The sequence below is a fragment of the Trichocoleus sp. FACHB-40 genome (assembly GCF_014695915.1).
GTDB lineage: Bacteria > Cyanobacteriota > Cyanobacteriia > Cyanobacteriales > FACHB-T130 > Funiculus > Funiculus sociatus.
This window is the reverse complement of sequence record NZ_JACJPF010000107.1, coordinates 118643-137625: the sequence shown is the minus strand read 5'-3', so window position 1 is coordinate 137625 and position 18983 is coordinate 118643. Positions and strand designations below refer to the sequence as shown.

Genomic DNA, 18983 nt, shown 5'->3' with positions numbered 1-18983 from the left:
TTACAACTCCCTGTCCTCAAAGAAAACCCGGTTTTTTAGAAGAACCGGGTTTCTCTACTTTTGGTTTAATTTAACAATGAGTTTTTTTAACCAGTAGCTCCTATTTAGTCGCTAAAGTAATAGAATAGGTAGTTGCCTCTGGAGCCGACTTTCATAGCTCAAAGGCAAAAATTTTGTAACAAAATTGACAGAATTGGAGCATGGAAAGTCTGTATCCAATAGTATTTCGCATCTAATCCACCTGAGATTTTTTTTATGAGTTCCCCGATCCGCTTTTTGATGTGCGCTCCCGATCATTACGATGTGGATTATGTGATTAATCCCTGGATGGAGGGCAATATTCACAAGTCGTCACGCGATCGCGCCGTCGAGCAGTGGCAAAAGCTTCACCACGTCCTCAAAGACCATGCAATTGTTGATTTAGTTAAACCCCAACGCGGCGTGCCTGATATGGTGTTCACAGCCAACGCTGGGCTAGTGCTGGGAGATACTGTCGTTCTCAGTCGCTTCTTCCACAAAGAGCGGCAAGGGGAAGAGCCATACTTTAAAGAGTGGTTTGAGTCCCAGGGCTGCACCGTGCATGAATTGCCCAAAGACTTGCCCTTTGAAGGTGCTGGCGATGCGCTGCTGGATCGGGAAGGGCGCTGGCTGTGGGCGGGGTACGGTTTCCGTTCGGAACTCGACTCGCACCCGTATCTAGCAAAGTGGCTGGATATCGAAGTGCTTTCCCTGCGACTGATGGATGAGCGCTTCTATCACTTGGATACCTGCTTTTGTCCCTTAAATGGCGGCTATTTGCTGTATTATCCCCCTGCGTTTGATTCTTACTCCAACCGCGTCATTGAAATGCGAGTCGCGCCGGAGAAGCGAATTGCGATCGCAGAAGCTGATGCGGTGAATTTCGCCTGCAACGCCGTGAATATTGACAGCGTTGTAGTGATGAATAAGGCGAGTGAAAGCCTGAAAAAACGCCTTACCGATGTTGGTTTCCAGGTAATTGAAACGCCGCTAACGGAATTCTTGAAAGCAGGCGGTGCAGCTAAGTGCTTAACACTACGGGTGACGGAACCTGTGCGAACGGAAGTTCATGAAGCTGTCTCCGTAGAGAGCCGCACGGTTCGCATGGAAGGGCATTTGCTGGACACTGGCTTAATCAACCGGGCTTTAGATTTAGTTGTGGAAAATGGGGGTAGTTTCCAGGTTCTCAATTTCCAACTGGGAGCACAGCGACAAAGTACCTCAAGTGCTGAGGTGAAGGTGTCGGCTCCTTCCCACGAAGTGATGGAAGCGATTTTATCGCAGTTGATTGATTTGGGTGCGGTGGATCTGCCTCAAGACGAGCGCGATGCGAAACTGGAACCAGTCCTGCAAGCAGGTGTAGCTCCCGATGATTTCTACGTATCAACTATTTATCCGACACAAGTACGGGTAAATGGGGAATGGATCAAGGTGCTGGGACAGCGCATGGATGGCGCGATCGCTATTACCGACACTTCCAACGGGATCGTGGCGCGGTGTAAGCTGCTGCGAGATTTAGAAGTTGGCGATCGCGTAGTTGTCGATGTCGTCGGTATCCGCACCGTGCGTAAAACAGAATCGCGGGAAGTGCGAAATACCCAAGAATTCAGCTTTATGTCTGCTGGCGTTTCCAGCGAACGCCGCGTGGAATTGGTGGTTGAGCAAGTTGCTTGGGAACTTCGCCAAGTCCGGGATCAAGGCGGCAAAGTGGTTGTGACGGCTGGGCCTGTTGTGATTCACACGGGCGGCGGCGAACACTTGGCGCATCTAATTCGCCAAGGTTACGTGCAGGCGTTGCTAGGAGGAAATGCGATCGCAGTCCACGACATCGAACAGTCGATGATGGGAACCTCCCTTGGTGTGGATATGAAACGCGGCGTTTCTGTGCGCGGCGGACACCGCCATCACCTGAAGGTAATTAACATGATTCGTCGTTGCGGCAGCATCGAGAAAGCGGTTGAGCAAGGTGTTGTTACCAGTGGCGTTTTATACGAGTGTGTCCATGCTGGCGTGCGGTTCTCCCTCGCTGGTTCCATCCGCGATGATGGCCCTTTGCCAGATACTCAGACGGATATGATTAAGGCGCAGGAAGAATATGCCCGGTTGTTGGAAGGCGCAGACATGATTCTGATGCTGTCGTCTATGCTACATTCCATCGGTGTCGGAAATATGACCCCAGCGGGGGTGAAAATGGTCTGCGTCGATATTAACCCAGCAGTGGTGACGAAATTAAGCGATCGAGGTTCTGTGGAATCTGTCGGCGTTGTCACTGATGTGGGTTTATTCCTCAGCTTGTTAGTGCAACAGTTGGATAAGTTGACGAGTCCTTATCAAACTGCTCACACTGCTTAATTATTGTGTAGGCAAGATAGGGTGGGCAATGCCCACCCTATCTTTTCATCCGGTGAAAACTGTTTAAATGTTTTCTCGTGAAGGGAGTAAAATATTCACTCCCTCAAAATTTTTTGTTATATTCATAGTAAGCCTAGCTGTGAGTTTTTACGAAGCTCCATGACTCACCAAGTAGCACTATGGTTGGGAAGGGCTAAGAGTTATCAGTCTAGTTATGTAGTTACGGTATTACTTCAGCTACCAAAATAAACACATAGGAGATATTTAGATGAGAAGACCTAAATATAACGACGATTATGATGCTGATACTGAGGCTGATTCTGAAGATGTCCTACATCTTAGAGGGAGAAAAAGAATAAGTATTGAAAATACGGCAAGTGATATATCTGATGAATACAGTCATTTACAGAATATGAAAAGTGAAGTAAATGGGATATTAGGAATAAGAGATCATGATGCTAGTAGAATAAAAAGCTACTTACGAGAAGAAAAGGAAATTCAAAAGAAAATAGACCTTCGCAGTAGAGAAACTTATCAAGACTATGTAATAGATGTGTATAAAGCCTTTAAGCAGCAATAGGAAATAAAGACACGGCTAAACAATCAGGAATAGTGTAAATAGCTATTGACAGGGCGGGCATTGTCCGTCCTGTTTTTTTAAAAGTGAAAACCGACAAGATTTTCTATCAATTATTTCAAACTTTTCCCAGCATCTTCTTTGAATTGATTGGTCAACCAGAATCAAGTGGCAACACCTATCAATTCACCTCAGTTGAAGTCAAACAAACCGCCTTTCGCATCGATGGTTTGTTTCTACCCTCTGACGATTCTGCCGATCAACCCATTTATTTTGTAGAAGTACAATTTCAACGCAACGAAAGATTTTATTAGCGCTTTTTTGGAGAAATCTTCCTTTACCTATCTCAATACGAACGAGCTAACGATTGGAGAGGAGTGGTAATTTTTAGAAGCAAAAGCCTAGATCCAGGTGTGAAGCCCCAGTATCGGGAGTTACTGACGAGTCCGCGAATCAGGCGGATATATCTAAATGAATTAGGGGAAGCAGCAGAACAATCCCTTGGCGTGGGGGTGGTGAAATTAATCGTAGAAACTAGGAAAAAAGCAATTGATACGGCAAGACAGCTATTAAACAAAGCTGGACAGGAAATTGCCGATGCAACCCTGAGAAAGCAAATTATAGAATTGATAGAGACAATAGTCTTGTACAAGTTGCCGGAAATGACTCGTCAGGAGTTAGAAGCTATGTTTGGATTTAGTGAGTTAAAGCAAACGAGAATCTATCAAGAAGCCCTCGAAGAAGGTGAAATGAAAGCCAAGTTAGAATCAGTACCCCGGTTGCTGGCAATGGGGTTGACTGTACAACAGGTGGCTCAAGGTTTGGGGTTGACAGAGGAACAAGTAAGACAGGCATCTTCCTCTGGGCAAACTTCCGATTAATGTTATGTAAATGAGCCGAGATTTTAGGGTGCGATCGCATTCTCTCCCAAACGCGATCGCTTCCTCATCCTCTCGCTACCCCATGAGTATCACCTATAACAACCATGATTATTTTTTACACTGCTTTTCAGCTATAACCCGCTTTGCTAATAAATAAATATGTGCTTCATAAATTGCTTTAAATTTGGCTGTATGTAAATTTTGGTAATTAGTCAAATATTTAGCCAAAAGTTTAATTTTAAATTAATGATAATACCTACGAATTGAAAGTTGGCAATCGAGGGATTATACGGAAGTAAAATTAATAAAGATATAGAAAAATATAATAAGTAATTTTATGAATATCATCGTATGTTAAAGCTTTCTACTTTAACTTTAGCTTTCACCGCAGCCTATGTTTTTTTACCAGGCAAGGCTGGTTTTACTCAAACTCCCGCCCCTGTTAATAACTCGCGCCCTGAGACACCATATTGCTATATGCAAACTCAGGCGGGATCAACTCTTGATTTAAGCAAATTGTGTGCCTCTAATACTCCTATTCCGAATAGAAGAATTTATACTCCTCCTATTCCGAATAGAAGAATTTATACTCCTCCTATTCCCAATAGAAACATTAATACTGGAGGTGCTGCTGCCAGTAGTGCTAGTGGTTTCAGTAGGAGAGATGGGATGAATTGTGTAACTGCTGCCAGTTCTGCCAGTGCTTCGAGTAGTGTAAGTCGTGGAGGTGTTACAAGTAGCACCAGTGCTGCCAGCAGTTCCAGTGCTTACAGCTGTGTCGGTAACTGAGGATTCAGCGAGTCGCTTTGAACCATTGAGTAATGCCATTTGCGATCGCTTGCGCCATTCTCTGCTGTTCGCTGGGATTCGTAATCCATTCAAATTCCTCTGGATTGCTCATAAAACCGAGTTCTAGCAGCACTGACGGTGCGGAGGCGGGACGAGCAAGGGCTAGGTTATTCCAAAAAACACCATAGGAAGGACGACCCGCTTCCTGCACTATGTGGTTATGTAGAAATACCGCTAAATCCTGAGCTTGGGGATGATACCAAAAAGTCCCGAATCCTTTGGTGTTTTGAGGATCGCCATCGTCGGGAAGAGAATTGTAATGGATGGAAAGCGCGATCGCGGGTTTCACTGCATCAATGAGCGCCGTCCGTTGGGGCAACGACAATTCCTTATCCGTCTCGCGGGTAAGATACACAGTAGCCCCCCGTGCAATCAGCTGATTTGCGATCAGCTTCGACACATATAAATTGGCATCTTTTTCCGCATAACCCGTAGGCCCCGCCGCACCCGATTCTTTACCGCCATGTCCGGGATCGAGAAGAATTTTGATCCCAGATAAAGGCTTGCTAGAGGACGCAGAACTCAAGCGAGGCGGATGGCGCAGAGAAAGCACCAAACTCGTCCCCTCGTATCTGACTGTATAACCCCATTGCTGCGCTTGTTTCAGATTAAAGGTATATTGCACCATTCCCGGCATTACCTGTTCCCAGTCAAGGCGAGAAATCACGGGATCGGGATCGAGGCGAATAATGTCTGTTTGGGCGGTAGTGTTGTACAGTGTTAATCTCAAAGCGCGATCGCCTTGCTGCACAACTAGTGGGACTGGCACTTGCAAGGGAAAAATTACCTCTGTCGCACCCGGAACCTGACGCGCCCGGATACTGCGAATGAAGGTGCGCGGCGGTACTGCACCTTTAACAATTTGGACTTCCTGACTATTAATCCAACCGCCATAGTCTAAGCGCACCCATTCTCCTTCTCTACCTGTAACCGTTGCTTGCGTTCCCTTCGGTAGCGGCGTGAGGCGAGAATAATCTGTACTTGGCCCAGTTCTGGCGACGCCAGCATCAACAATCACAGAAGCAACCTCTAGATTGGCTGGATTCAAAATCTGCACCTTACCTGGCCCCGTCTGACTCGTAGAAGCAGGTGTTTTTGTGGTTGTCGGTTTTGGTTTGTTGTTTTCGGCAGGCTTTTGTGTAACCTGTAGGGGTTCTTGGGGAAGGGGAATGGGAAGACCAGGATTTGCTGTTTTCGGATTCATCGTCAATTGAAATTGAGGATGTCCTAAATCTGCTGCTGCGGCTGCTGCTGCACAACCCAGATATTGTCCGGCTCCAGCAATAGCATAAGGTTGATTTTGTTCGGTCAACGCCGCCGAATTTGCGGGTAATTGTACCACCTGGGGCTGTTCCATCAGGGGAATAGTTTGACCGCCCAGCGTGACAGAAACATCGCCATTTTCCGGAGCGATCGCGCCAAAACAAATTAGCTCTCCGGGCAGTCTAGCAATATCCACCGCTGGAGTCAGAGAATCTTTCGCAAATCCCAACCCTTTCGGTGGAGTTGGCTGTGTTGAAGTCCGCGTGACTTTTATTTTTACTTCTTGATTCTGATATCGCACTGTCAATAAATTCTCTCCCGGCTTCAGCCCAAAGCTAGGCGCAAAATGCCCCTTTTTACTCCGGACAATAGCCTTTCCATTCACCAAAACCTGCCCTGTGGGTGGAGCCGTGCCGATCAGGAAAATCTTGTCAGATGTGGTTTTGTGGTTAGTTGGAGGATAGGAAATGTGGAGAGATTGTTTCGCCGATGCTGGCGCTGCCATAACCAAACTTAATACAGCAATTCCCAGGATGTTTTTCATTTGTCATTATTCCCTAGTTTATTGCTAATAGCTAATTGTCTTTCCATTAGCAAATGACTAATATTTCAATCTTCTAAAAGTTTTGTTTCTAGCCCGTCAATACTTTTTTTATTCTTCACTTGCCAATAATCCAATATACCCTGCTCTCCTTTTTTATCTGCCCATTCTCGAATAGTTTTTCTTTCCTCTTGCAGTTCATAAACTGGTACGCCATAACCGCAAGACGTTTGCACAGAATTAATATTTAATACCATTATTTGGCGTTCCCCTAAGATGGGAGTGAAAAAAGCATAAAAATGTTCCCATTCTTGATCTCTGGGTAAAATAACTCTTCCCTGACCGTATAGACGAAGAATCATCGGCTTTTCAGAAAAGCTGCAAAACATAATTGTCATTCGACCATTTTCATTAAGATGTGCTGCTGTTTCGTTGCCACTACCAGTTAAGTCAAGATAAGCTACTGTTACATTATTAATACAGCGAAAAGTATCTACTCCTTTTGGGGATAGATTAATCCGACCTTCCTTTGGTGCTGTGGCGGTAAAGAAGATTTTCTGTTCTTCGATAAACTCTCTTAATGATGGATTCAATTCGGTGTAAAATTTAGCCATTTATAATTACCAAATCTATAAGACAGCAATTAAAGTTATCAAATCCTTATTAATTTTAAAACCGCCAACCATTACCAGCTATCAGTAGTTTAAAATTTCACCAGTCAACTCTGGCGCTTTTGTTACCTTGTAATAGAGATGCTATCCTAGCCTCTGGGTTGGCGTAATCAGCAAACCTGCCATTACCAGAATCCTAGCAGCGATCGCACGCGAACTCTGGAATAGCGTAAGACAGGGTTTCAACTCTAGGATAGTAGCGATCGCCACTCAGTTGGAACTTGTCCCTATTCCGAGTCATTTGAGCGACTTAAAGCTTTGTAGCAGTTAGCGTTGCGCGTTCCTAAAGGATAAGGTAAATTCAACAAAAGCCAATGCAGCTATCCAAAACAGGATTTCTCACCACTGAGAACTGATTGCTACCGACAAACAAGTCGTTAACTCTGTGGCACAATTAACGGGGTGGGTTGCTGATCTGGCTCTTCTTTTTAGCATTTTATGACTAAGTTTGTCTTTGTTACTGGGGGCGTAGTTTCTAGCATCGGCAAAGGGATTGTAGCAGCAAGCTTAGGCCGATTGCTAAAGTCGCGTGACTATTCAGTTTCGATTTTGAAACTAGACCCGTATATTAACGTCGATCCGGGAACGATGAGTCCTTTTCAGCACGGCGAGGTTTTCGTAACGGCAGATGGTGCCGAGACGGATCTAGACTTGGGACACTACGAACGCTTCACGGATACGTCGATGTCTCGCTTGAATAGCGTCACGACGGGATCTATTTATCAGGCGGTGCTGAATAAAGAGCGTCGCGGCGATTATATGGGGGGGACGGTTCAGGTGATTCCCCATATTACCAATGAAATTAAAGATCGTATTCAGCGGGTAGCAAGAAATACTAACCCTGATGTGGTGATTACTGAGATTGGTGGCACGGTGGGGGATATTGAATCGCTGCCGTTTTTGGAAGCGATTCGCCAAATCCGCAAAGATGTGGGACGGCACAACGTACTATATATGCACGTAACGCTGGTGCCGTGGATTCCTTCAGCGGGGGAGATGAAAACTAAGCCGACGCAGCACTCTGTAAAAGAATTGCGCTCGATAGGGATACAACCAGATGTTTTGGTTTGTAGATGCGATCGCCCACTCGCACCGGGAATGAAAGAAAAACTCTCGGAATTCTGCGATGTTCCCGTAGAAAGCGTCATTACAGCAATTGATGCCAAGAGTATCTATGAAGTGCCGCTGATTTTAGAACAGGAAGGACTAGCGCAACAGACACTGGAGTTGCTGCAATTAGAAAAACGCCAACCCGACTTGAGCCAGTGGCAAACTCTCGTCAATCGTCTGTATAATCCAACTCATCAGGTAGAGATTGCCATTGTTGGCAAATATGTAAGACTAACTGATGCCTATCTCTCAGTAGTTGAAGCTTTGCGCCATGCAGCGATCTCGATGGATTGCGAACTTAACGTGCGTTGGGTCAGCGCCGAAAACCTGGAATTAGAAGGTGCCGAACCATACCTCGCCGGAGTAAATGGCATCATCGTCCCCGGTGGTTTTGGTTCGCGGGGTGTCGATGGCAAAATTATCGCCATTGAGTACGCCAGAACCCATCAGATTCCCTTCTTGGGGTTGTGTTTGGGGATGCAATGTTCTGTAATAGAATGGGCGCGGCACCTTGCCGGATTAGAAGATGCCAACAGTGCAGAATTTGATCCTAATGGAACAAATCCAGTAATTAACTTGTTACCGGAACAGCAAGATGTCGTAGATTTGGGAGGGACAATGCGATTGGGTTTATATCCCTGCCGCCTGACACCCAATACTCTCGCTTTGGGCCTTTATCAAGACGAAGTGGTTTACGAACGGCACAGACATCGGTATGAGTTTAACAATGCTTATCGCAACCTGTTTTTAGAATCAGGTTATGTAATCAGTGGCACCTCACCTGATGGTCGGTTGGTGGAAATCATAGAACTACCCAACCATCCGTTCTTTATTGCCACCCAGTTCCACCCAGAATTCCGCTCTCGACCCAATACGCCTCACCCCCTGTTCCAGGGATTGATTCAAGCAGCGTTAGGTAAGCTTGACCGTGGAATTGCCCATCCTGACGACTCCAGAGAGCAGACCAAGGAAGATGCGACAACCCTCCAAGCAGCTGAGGTATCTTAACTGTTGCTTCAAGTTACAGCAGGACGTGTTGCGATCGCAACACGTCCTGCTTTGGCGCGGGAGCTTGAATGGGAGAGTGTTGTCAGTGACAAAACTCACCTTTATGTGAGGAGGCCTTGTGGCGTATTGGATAAAAGTTAGTTATGAGCGAAATGAATATGTAGTTGATCTTGACCGCATCAGTGCTTTTGCTTGCACCCAAAACGGTAAGGTAACGTTTTGGTTGCCTGATAGTGCCATCCCGATTATTATCAACCGGCAAAGTAATGCGGATGGCTATCAACAAGTGATGGACTATGTGCAGCAGGTAAGCTTCCATTCGATAGCGGCATCGTGGATCAAAGTTATTTATGAGCGCAATGAGTATGTAGTCGATCTCAACCGTATCAGTAGCTTTTCCTATTCTCAAAGCGGTAGGATAACGTTTTGGTTGCCTAATTGTGCCATTCCTATCATTATCAATAAGCAAAGCGATCCAGATTCCTATGAGAAAATTCTCGACTACATTAAACGGAAAACTGGACACGCATTCCTTTAAAAAAGGCTAATAGCTAATGGCTAATAGCAACAAAAAAAGCAATTAGCAATTAGCTTTTCCCCAAGCCAATTTTGCCGCACCCACCATTCCAGCAGAGTTGCCTAACTCAGCTTTCAACAGCTGCAAACCAGCACGAGAACTAGGCAGCACTCGTCGTTCAATTTCTGCCAGAACAGCTGGGAAGAAAAATTCTGCACTAGCACTAACGCCGCCGCCAATTGCGATCGCTTGGGGTGTCAAAACATAAATCAGACTCGCCAACCCAACACCCAAGTCGCGTCCGTAGCTTTCCCAAAATTTCAAAGCTTCTGCGTCGCCTGAAGAAGCCAACTTACCTAGTTCCTCTGGTTCTAAACCAGTGCGGCGGCGAATAGCTGGTACTGATAAATATTGTTCTAAAGAACCTTGATTGCCACTATTACACGCAGGGCCATCTGGGTTCAAGGTAATTAATCCCAACTCGCCAGCAGCACCTTGATTACCGACGAACAGCTTACCATTCAGAATAATCGCACCACCGACACCAGTTCCCAGCGTCAGCAAAATCATATCGCGGTAGTGACGACCTGCCCCTAACCAAGCTTCTCCTAGACCAGCACAGTTGGCATCATTAGCGAGAACTGCTGGTAAACCAGTTTTTGCCTCTAACCATTCTGCCAGGGGAACATCGTGCCAACCTGTGAGATTAATCGCTACTCTGGCAATTCTACCAGCAGCATCGGCGGGGCCGGGGGTGCCAAGACCAATAGCGATCACGCATTTTTGGGGATCGAGGCGGGAAATAGCGGATGCGATCGCTTCCATTACCGCTTCCGGTGTCGCAGGTTGCGGTGTCGCCACACTAAAAGACTGCAAGCAAGTCCCATCCTCGCGGAATCTCCCCAGCTTAATCGCCGTTCCCCCCAAATCGATACCAATTACTTCCCGATTCACCACAATCGTTCTCACATCCCAAATTTCATCCCATTCCACTATATTGCCGCTCTGTGCAACTTTTACCCCACCGAGAGGCAATCCGTATATTCAACCAGTTAACTTTTAAGTTGTAACCAATTTTAAAGTTTCTGAGTCCCCCACTCCAGGTGTTAATACGGGTATTTTTTGTCTCAATTGTAAAGTAAGGATGAAGTAAGGGGGAATTTGTATGAAGCTTTGGAGAATTATTTAATTTATGGGCAGTTTTTTCCGGTAAGGACTATGAATATTTCCCAAAAAATTCATACAATAAGCACTTATTTTAAAAGAGGGTGTTATGCTGCCAGCAAGAATTTGCCTCAGCTTATTTCTATCTAGCTTGTTCTCAAAAAACAGCAGAAAAGGGAAAAATTACTTACTTTTGCTGTTAATCTTTGGTTTTTGGTCAAATCAAGCAAAAGCTCAGAATATCACACCTGCACCGGATGGTACAGGAACGGTTGTAACTCCAGAAGGTTCGCGCATCGATATTACAGGCGGTACATTCTCCAGGGATGGCAAGAATCTATTTCACAGTTTCAGTCAGTTTGGTGTGCAAGCTGAACAAATTGCTAACTTTTTATCAAATCCCAGTATCAGCAATATTTTGGGGCGAGTAACAGGAGGCGATCGCTCAATTATTAATGGGCTAATACAGGTAAGTGGCGGTAATTCTAATCTTTATTTAGTTAATCCCACCGGGATAATATTTGGCGCAAATGCTCAATTAAATGTTCCCGCATCTTTCACTGCTACTACCGCCACAGGCATTGGTTTTGGTAATAACAATTGGTTAAATGCCACTGGAGCAAGTAATTATTCTGAGTTAGTAGGAACACCGAGGGATTTTGCCTTTAATGTTAGCGTCCCTGGAAGCATCGTTAACGTTGGGAATCTAACAGTTAGTTCAGGGCAGAATCTGGCTTTAGTTGGCGGTAATGTAATTAGTACCGGGGCGCTGACAGCACCAGGAGGAAATATCACCATTGCCGGCGTGCCTGGATCGAGTAATGTGAAAATTTCCCAACCTGGACATCTGTTGAGTTTAGAGATTGACCCTTCAGCGCTTGGTCCAAGTGGGATTAATTCCGCTTCCCTGCCTCAGTTGCTGACGGGAGATGGTGGCAGTGCAGCGACAGGAGTGACAGTTGATAGTAGTAACCAATTGGTACTGACAGCTTCAGGAACCAGAGTACCAATTGACGAAGGCGCACATAAACCATTAGCGATCGCTTCTGGCTCCCTAAATGTATCAGGAGCAACTGGCGGCACAGTCCAGGTGCTAGGTGACAAAGTAGGGCTAATAGGTGCCAATATCAACGCCACTGGCACAACTGGCGGCGGTACAGTGCTGATTGGCGGAGATTATCAAGGCAAGGGAAGCGCCATAAATGCCTCCAGCACATTTGTCAGCAGTGACTCAGCGATTGATGCTTCAGCATCGCAAAATGGTAACGCTGGTCGTGTCATCGTGTGGGCAAATGAGACGACTCGGTTTTTAGGTAACATCAGCGCCCGTGGCGGTAAAAATTCTGGCAATGGCGGCTTTGTCGAAGTCTCCGGCAAGAACAACCTAGAATTTGCTGGAATTGTCGATACTACAGCAACCGTTGGTGAGAAGGGAACACTGCTACTCGACCCCAAAAATATTCTGATTCAAGCCAACGGCACCGATCCAGTCGCCGGACAATTATTTGCCTCAATCCCAGATAGCACAGCAACTATCAGCGGAGCCAACCTTTCGGCAGCGATTGATTTGAACGATGTCACCTTGCAGGCAAATAATGACATCACCATTAACGATAATATTACCGCCACAACACCAGGCAAAGGTCTAACCTTGCAAGCTGGGCGTTCAATTATTCTCAACTTCAATCGAGTTATTGACCTCAAGGGCGGCAACTTTATCGCCAAGATTAATGACGAAAACGCCAGCCCAGCCCAGCGAGACGTAGGAAATGCCCAGTTTTTTATGAACACTGGCTCGAAAATTTTGACCAACGGCGGCAACGTTACGATTGCTCCTGGGACGTTCGGGGGCAGTGCCATCGGTTCTGTGCCTATATTCGCATCAACCATCAATTCTGGTTCGGGTAACATTTCAATTACTGGTACCGCAAGCCCTGGTGGTAGCGACAACATCGGCATCTTTCTGGAAAAAGGCAGCGTACTTGAAGCGACAGGGGCGGGGAATATTACCCTAATAGGTACTGGCGGTGCTGGGATTGATGACAATCGAGGGATATGGCTTGATGAAAGCTCCAGCGTAAGTTCAGTTAATGGAAATATCAACCTAACTGGCACTGGTCAAGGAACTGGAGAAAGCAACCAGGGAATTTATATTCTCGACAACAGCGCGGTGCGTTCCACCGGGAGAGGGAATATTACATTCAGAGGCACAGGCTCCAATACCGGGATTAATAACAATAATGACGGCATTGCATTGATCGACGGTGGCTTGGTGGAAGCAACGGGAACCGGGAGTATTACCTTAATAGGCACTAGCGGTACTGGAGGAGACGATAATAACGGGATAAACGTTGCTAACACCAGTATCAGGTCGGTGGATGGCAATATTAGCCTTACAGGTATTGTCAATGGGACTGGAAGCAACAATATAGGTGTTTCTGTTTTCAACAACACCGCCGTGCGTTCAACCGGGAAAGGAAATATCACCATTACTGGACAAAGTACGGCGACTGGAGTTCAGGAAAATCAAGGTGTTAGAATTAGTACCTTTAGCCGGGTGGAATCAACCGGAACAGGGAATATTAGTTTGACGGGTACTGCTGCCAATGGTTTAGAAGGGATTGGCGTGAAGACCAACTCTTTTATTAACCAGCCTGGAACAGGTAGTAAAATCACACTGACATCTGATGAAATCCAATTCGACGAGACTAGCCAAATCAGGGGCAAGGGCGTTGTCCAGTTACAGCCGCTTACTCCCACTTTGGGAATAACTGTCGGTGATGTTACCGCCGATGCCCGTTTAAATCTAGACACAGATAAATTAAACAGGCTGCAAAACGGGTTTTCTCAAATTATTATTGGACGAGATAATGGTAGGGGCGCGATCGCTATCAATTCCCACAGCTTTAGCGATCCAGTAAGGATTCAATCACCAGTAGGAAATAGCACCATCACCTCAACAGGTGCGATCGTAGGTACAGGCGATGCTTCAATTACTCTACTTGCCAAAACTGTCAACGTTAACAGCACTATCGCATCTCCCGCAGGTATTACTCTCACCGCTGATGAAATTAATCTGCGTGGCGGAGCAAATTCTGTCAGCAGCAACAACGCGATCGCTCTACAACCATTAACACCAAGTCTAAACATCACCATCGGGGGAATCGGCAACGATGCCAGCTTAAATCTGAATAATATCGATTTAGCCGCCTTGAAAGATGGTAGCAACATCAACATCGGACTGGTAAATGGTACAGGCACCATCACCGTAGACAGCACTGCCACCTTTAACGGCTCGGTAAATGTTGTCGGAGGTTCCAACCTAGTTGCTGCCAACAGAAGCAACACCTGGAACATCACAGGCACCAATGCTGGCAACCTTAATTACCCCAACGGCTTCAGCTTCGCTAATATTGAGAACCTTACAGGCGGAAACCTCGACGACACCTTTAAGGTAAACAACGGTGGTTCCATCAGTGGCAACATCAACGGATTAAACGCCATCGATACCCTTGACTACTCTGCTTATAGTAGTCCCGTCACCGTGAGATTGGGAACTGGAAACCAAGTCACCGCCACAGGCATTGGCGGCACTGTTATTAACATTGAAACCCTGATTGGCGGCGCTACTCAAAATAACAACTTGATTGGTGCCAACACCGTCAATAACTGGAATATCACAGACACCAACTCAGGCAATATCGGTAGTGTTAACTTCCGTGGTTTCCAAAATCTCACAGGCGGCAGTAACACCGATAACTTCAACCTTGGTACTGGTGGCAGCGTTGTCAATATTAACGGTAATGCTGGCAACAACACCATTATTGGTGCCAATATCAACAACACCTGGAACATCACGGGTAACAACACCGGAAACCTCAATGGTGCCAACACTTACGCCAACATCCAAACCCTCACAGGCGGCAACGAAACCGACACCTTTAAGATAAATAATGGTGGTTTCTTCAGCGGCAACATCAACGGATTGAACGGCAGCGATGCCCTTGACTACTCCGCTTATAGTAGTCCCGTCACCGTGAGATTGGGAACTGGAAACCAAGTTACTGCCACAGGCATTGGCGGCACTGTCTTCAACATTGAAACCCTAATTGGCGGTACTACAAGTAACAACACTGTAATTGGTGCCAACACCGCCAACAACTGGAATATCACAGACACCAACTCAGGCAATATCGGTAGTGTCAACTTCCGTGGCTTCCAAAATCTCAAAGGTGGCACTGATACCGACAACTTCACCCTCAGTCCTCAAGGCAGCGTTGTTACTATTGACGGCACGGCTGGCAACAACACCATTATTGGTGCCAATATCAACAACACCTGGAACATCACAGGTAACAACACCGGAAACCTCAATGATGCCAACACTTACAGCAATATCCAAACTGTCATCGGCGGCAGTGAAACCGACACCTTTAAGGTCAACAACGACGTAAACATTGCTGGCATCATTGATGGCAGTGCAGGCGACGACACCATAGATTACTCCGCCAACACCAGTCCTGCCACTTTAACTCTGGCAAATCTAGTCAACATCGAGAATGCCATTGGTAGTGCTGCCAGCGACACAATTATCGCCACTAACACCGCCAACAACTGGAACATTACTGGCACCAACTCAGGCGATGTGAACGGCTTCAAATTCTCAGATTTTGAGAACCTCACAGGTGGCACTGATACCGACAACTTCACCCTCAGTCCTCAAGGCAGCGTTGTTACTATTGACGGCACGGCTGGCAATAACACCATTATTGGTGCCAATATCAACAACATCTGGAACATCACGGGTAACAGCACCGGAAACCTCAATGGTGCCAACACTTACAGCAATATCCAAACTGTCATCGGCGGCAGCAATGTTGACACCTTTAAGGTCAACAACGACGTAAACATTGCTGGCATCATTGATGGCAGTGCAGGCGACGACACCATAGATTACTCCGCCAACACCAGTCCTGCCACTTTAACTCTGGCAAATCTAGTCAACATCGAAAATGCCATTGGTAGTGCTGCCAGCGACACAATTATCGCCACTAACAATGCCAACAACTGGAACATCACTGGCACCAACTCAGGCGATGTGAACGGCTTCAAATTCTCAGATTTTGAGAACCTCACCGGCGGCACTGATACCGACAACTTCACCCTCGGCAATAGAGGCAATGTATCCAGCATTGACGGTAATGCTGGCAACAACACCATTATTGGTGCCAACAAAGTCAACACCTGGAATATTACAGGTAACAACACCGGAAACGTTAATGATGCCAACGCTTACACCAATATCCAAAACCTCACAGGTGGCAACAGCAATGACACTTTCAAATTCAACTCAGGCGCTTACATAAGTGGCAACATTGATGGCGTTAACAAAAAGGACACCCTCGACTACTCCGCCTACAGCAGTCCATTAGAGGTGACGCTAGGGATTAATAATCAAATAACAGCCACAGGCGTTGGCGGCACCATCCTCAGTATTGAAAACCTGATTGGTGGAACTTCTGGCGATAACAACCTGATTGGTGCAAATACCGTCAATAGCTGGAATATCACTGATACTAATTCCGGCAATATCAGCGACATCACCTTCAATGGCTTCCAAAAACTCACAGGCGGCAGCGATACCGATAACTTCATAGTTAGCGATCGCGCCAACATTACTGGCACGATTATTGATGGCAGTGCAGGTAACGACACCATAGATTACTCTGCCAGCACCAGTGCCGTCACTCTGACTTTAGAGAATTTAGTCAACGTCGAAAATGGCATCGGTAGCGCTGCTGACAACGACACCATTATCGCTACCAACACCGTCAACGACTGGAACATCACAGGCACCAACTCAGGCGATGCGAACGGCTTCAATTTCTCCAATTTTGAAAATGTGACAGGCGGCAATGATACCGACACCTTCAATCTTGGCACTGATGGCAGTGTTGCCAAGATTGATGGAGGTGGTGGCAACAATACCTTAGTTGGTGCCAACACCGTCAATAACTGGAACCTGGAAGACCCTAACTCAGGCGATGTTAATGATGGTAATTCTTTCACTAACATCCAAAATCTTACAGGTGGTGCTCAAACTGACACCTTCAAGGTAAAAGACGGCGCAACCATCGCCAACAACATCGACGGTAACGCTGGCACCGATACCCTAGATTACTCTACCCACAGCGCGAAAATCACGGTAGATATGGGCGCACGTAAAGCCACAGGCGTCGGCGGCACCATCAGCAACATTGAAGGCACAGTTGGCGGTACTAATACCGAGAACACCCTAGTCGCCACGGACACCAAAAACGTCTGGAACCTCACCAGCAACAACAGTGGAGAAGTTAACGGTGTCACCTTCTCCAACTTCCAAAACCTGACTGGTGGTAAGCTGACTGATACCTTCAAATTTAGCGATGCCGTACAAATCTCTGGCATCATTGATGGCGGTGCCGGGTTTGATGACCTCGACTACACCGCCTACACCACCCCAGTCACGGTAGATATACCAACGGGTACAGCGACAGGTACAGGCGGCATCAAAAACATTGATCCCCTGCCCACCTCAGACTTTTCCGCCGATTTACAAGGCGAAACACCACCTCCTGTATCGGTAGAAAATCAGCCGGATAACACTCCCGTCTTGTGTATGGATGGAAGCCTAGAACAACAGATTCCAGAAGCCCAAAATCTGCCCCGTTGTCAGTAATAGCACGCCAACAGCCCTCGCCCCTAATTAAGGCAGGGCTGTTTCATCGACTTGGGCTGCTTCTCCCTTCCTTGTCTTTCCTAAGCGCAGGCTACGCCAACGTGTCCTTTGCGTCTAACGCTTCGCTTCGCCTTCGGCTGATGCGGTTCATTTTTCCGATCATCTTCGCCTACCTACTCAGAAATCCCAACAATCAAACAATCCTACTATTAAGGCTATCAAGCCTTATCTAAAAAGTATGGACTCAATAGGGCGGTAATAATCGGCGGAATCCATGCAAAATCACTACCAGCAGAAAGAAGAGGTTCCGCAAAAAAAGTATCATAACTGGCAGTGGCAATGCTTTTTGTCCATCACCTCTAGAAGATACATCAGCCAATCTCCTGCCAAGCTTCTCCATCCACTTTACACTTCTCGGCGATTCCCACAAACCATCGAGCCACTGTTGAGGAATGCCTGTTTTCCCTACACCTGCGCCGATGATCCCACCTAAAATTGCTGCTGTTGTGTCTGTATCGCCGCCACAACGGATGATTTCTCTAACCCCAACTTGATAATCTTTTGGATACTTAAACCAGGCATGAATCGCAACTGCAACTGTGTGATAAACATATCCGCTGACACCTGATTTTAGTCCCAACTGCTCTGCAAATGATTCCGTTGTTTGCTCTTGCGCTGCACTTTCCACAGCTTTTTTGATTAGTTCCAGAAATTCCTTCGCCTCTTCTCCCAAAACTTCTTGAAGAGTTTGATAATAGCTCTGAGGAGAAACAGCCTCTTGGGAACTAGAGATATAAGCTGCGATCGCAACAGCTAATGCCCCATATTCTGCTTTTGGATCGGTATGTGTAAGCCGAGTAGATGCCCTAACTAATTCGCGTAATTTTTGACTATTATTTCCATAACAAACGCCAATAATTGCGCTTCTCATAGCAGGGCCATTTCCTGCGGAGAATACACCACTACGACTACTGGGAAATCCTAACCATAACTTTAAGATTGCTCTTAAAGTGGCGTATCCGATACCAGCTGGCAAACCAAGTAACCAAAAACGCGATCGCATTGCCAGCTGGTTCGTAAATATCTCAGTATCCCCAGCTGAAACTATTATGGCTTGGGCGACCATGCAGGTATGCTCTGTGTCGTCGGACACCATCCCCCTACCAAATAGAAATTTGTGTCCGTTTTCACCATAGATTCTGCGTTGCCTGCACTTTGACAAGCCTTCAAAAGGCAGCCCGATAGCATCTCCAATCGCTGTTCCAAGTAAACAACCAATCGCAGAATCTGTTTTTTCCAAGGTTACTTCACTGC

Annotated in this window: 10 protein-coding genes and 1 pseudogene; 7 read left to right on the top strand and 4 right to left on the bottom strand. The window is 46.4% G+C overall.

Going from position 1 to position 18983, the window contains the following annotated elements:
• Positions 1-255 precede the first annotated feature (255 nt).
• The 4 genes and pseudogenes from H6F63_RS26350 (at position 256) to H6F63_RS26335 (ending at position 4617) form a co-directional block, all read left to right on the top strand.
• Entirely contained in the window at positions 256-2370 is a 2115-nt protein-coding gene (locus tag H6F63_RS26350) for a TIGR00300 family protein (protein ID WP_190640245.1), read from the top strand.
• Between the two features lie 268 nt (positions 2371-2638).
• Positions 2639-2950: a hypothetical protein gene (locus tag H6F63_RS26345; protein WP_190640243.1), complete on the top strand. Its 312-nt coding sequence runs from the start codon at positions 2639-2641 to the stop codon at positions 2948-2950.
• Between the two features lie 83 nt (positions 2951-3033).
• Positions 3034-3828: pseudogene (locus H6F63_RS26340) on the top strand (Rpn family recombination-promoting nuclease/putative transposase).
• Positions 3829-4179: 351 nt separating this feature from the next.
• Positions 4180-4617, top strand: a complete 438-nt coding sequence (locus H6F63_RS26335) for a hypothetical protein (protein ID WP_190640242.1) — start codon at positions 4180-4182, stop codon at positions 4615-4617.
• 4 nt (positions 4618-4621) lie between these two features.
• Here the strand turns inward: H6F63_RS26335 and H6F63_RS26330 are convergent, their stop codons facing one another.
• Positions 4622-6484: an N-acetylmuramoyl-L-alanine amidase gene (locus H6F63_RS26330; RefSeq protein WP_190640241.1), complete on the bottom strand. Its 1863-nt coding sequence runs from the start codon at positions 6482-6484 to the stop codon at positions 4622-4624.
• Between the two features lie 65 nt (positions 6485-6549).
• On the bottom strand, positions 6550-7095 hold the full coding sequence (locus H6F63_RS26325) for a pyridoxamine 5'-phosphate oxidase family protein (RefSeq protein WP_190640240.1): 546 nt from the start codon (positions 7093-7095) through the stop codon (positions 6550-6552).
• 495 nt (positions 7096-7590) lie between these two features.
• Here H6F63_RS26325 and H6F63_RS26320 point away from each other — a divergent pair, with 495 nt between their 5' ends.
• Both H6F63_RS26320 and H6F63_RS26315 read left to right on the top strand, forming a co-directional pair.
• Complete coding sequence (locus H6F63_RS26320) at positions 7591-9270, top strand: CTP synthase (protein WP_190640239.1); 1680 nt, start codon at positions 7591-7593, stop codon at positions 9268-9270.
• A 118-nt stretch (positions 9271-9388) separates the two neighbouring features.
• Complete coding sequence (locus H6F63_RS26315) at positions 9389-9808, top strand: hypothetical protein (protein ID WP_190422194.1); 420 nt, start codon at positions 9389-9391, stop codon at positions 9806-9808.
• Between the two features lie 42 nt (positions 9809-9850).
• Here H6F63_RS26315 and H6F63_RS26310 read toward each other — a convergent pair whose 3' ends face one another.
• Entirely contained in the window at positions 9851-10744 is an 894-nt protein-coding gene (locus tag H6F63_RS26310; RefSeq protein ID WP_190640285.1) for an ROK family protein, read from the bottom strand.
• A gap of 316 nt (positions 10745-11060) precedes the next feature.
• On the opposite strand from H6F63_RS26310, the gene H6F63_RS26305 reads away from it, so the two are divergent.
• Positions 11061-17669 (top strand): hypothetical protein, encoded by a 6609-nt coding sequence (locus H6F63_RS26305; protein ID WP_190640238.1) that lies wholly within the window; start codon positions 11061-11063, stop codon positions 17667-17669.
• Positions 17670-17913: 244 nt separating this feature from the next.
• Here the strand turns inward: H6F63_RS26305 and H6F63_RS26300 are convergent, their stop codons facing one another.
• Positions 17914-18969, bottom strand: a complete 1056-nt coding sequence (locus H6F63_RS26300; protein ID WP_190640236.1) for an ADP-ribosylglycohydrolase family protein — start codon at positions 18967-18969, stop codon at positions 17914-17916.
• Between the last annotated feature and the right edge of the window lie 14 nt (positions 18970-18983).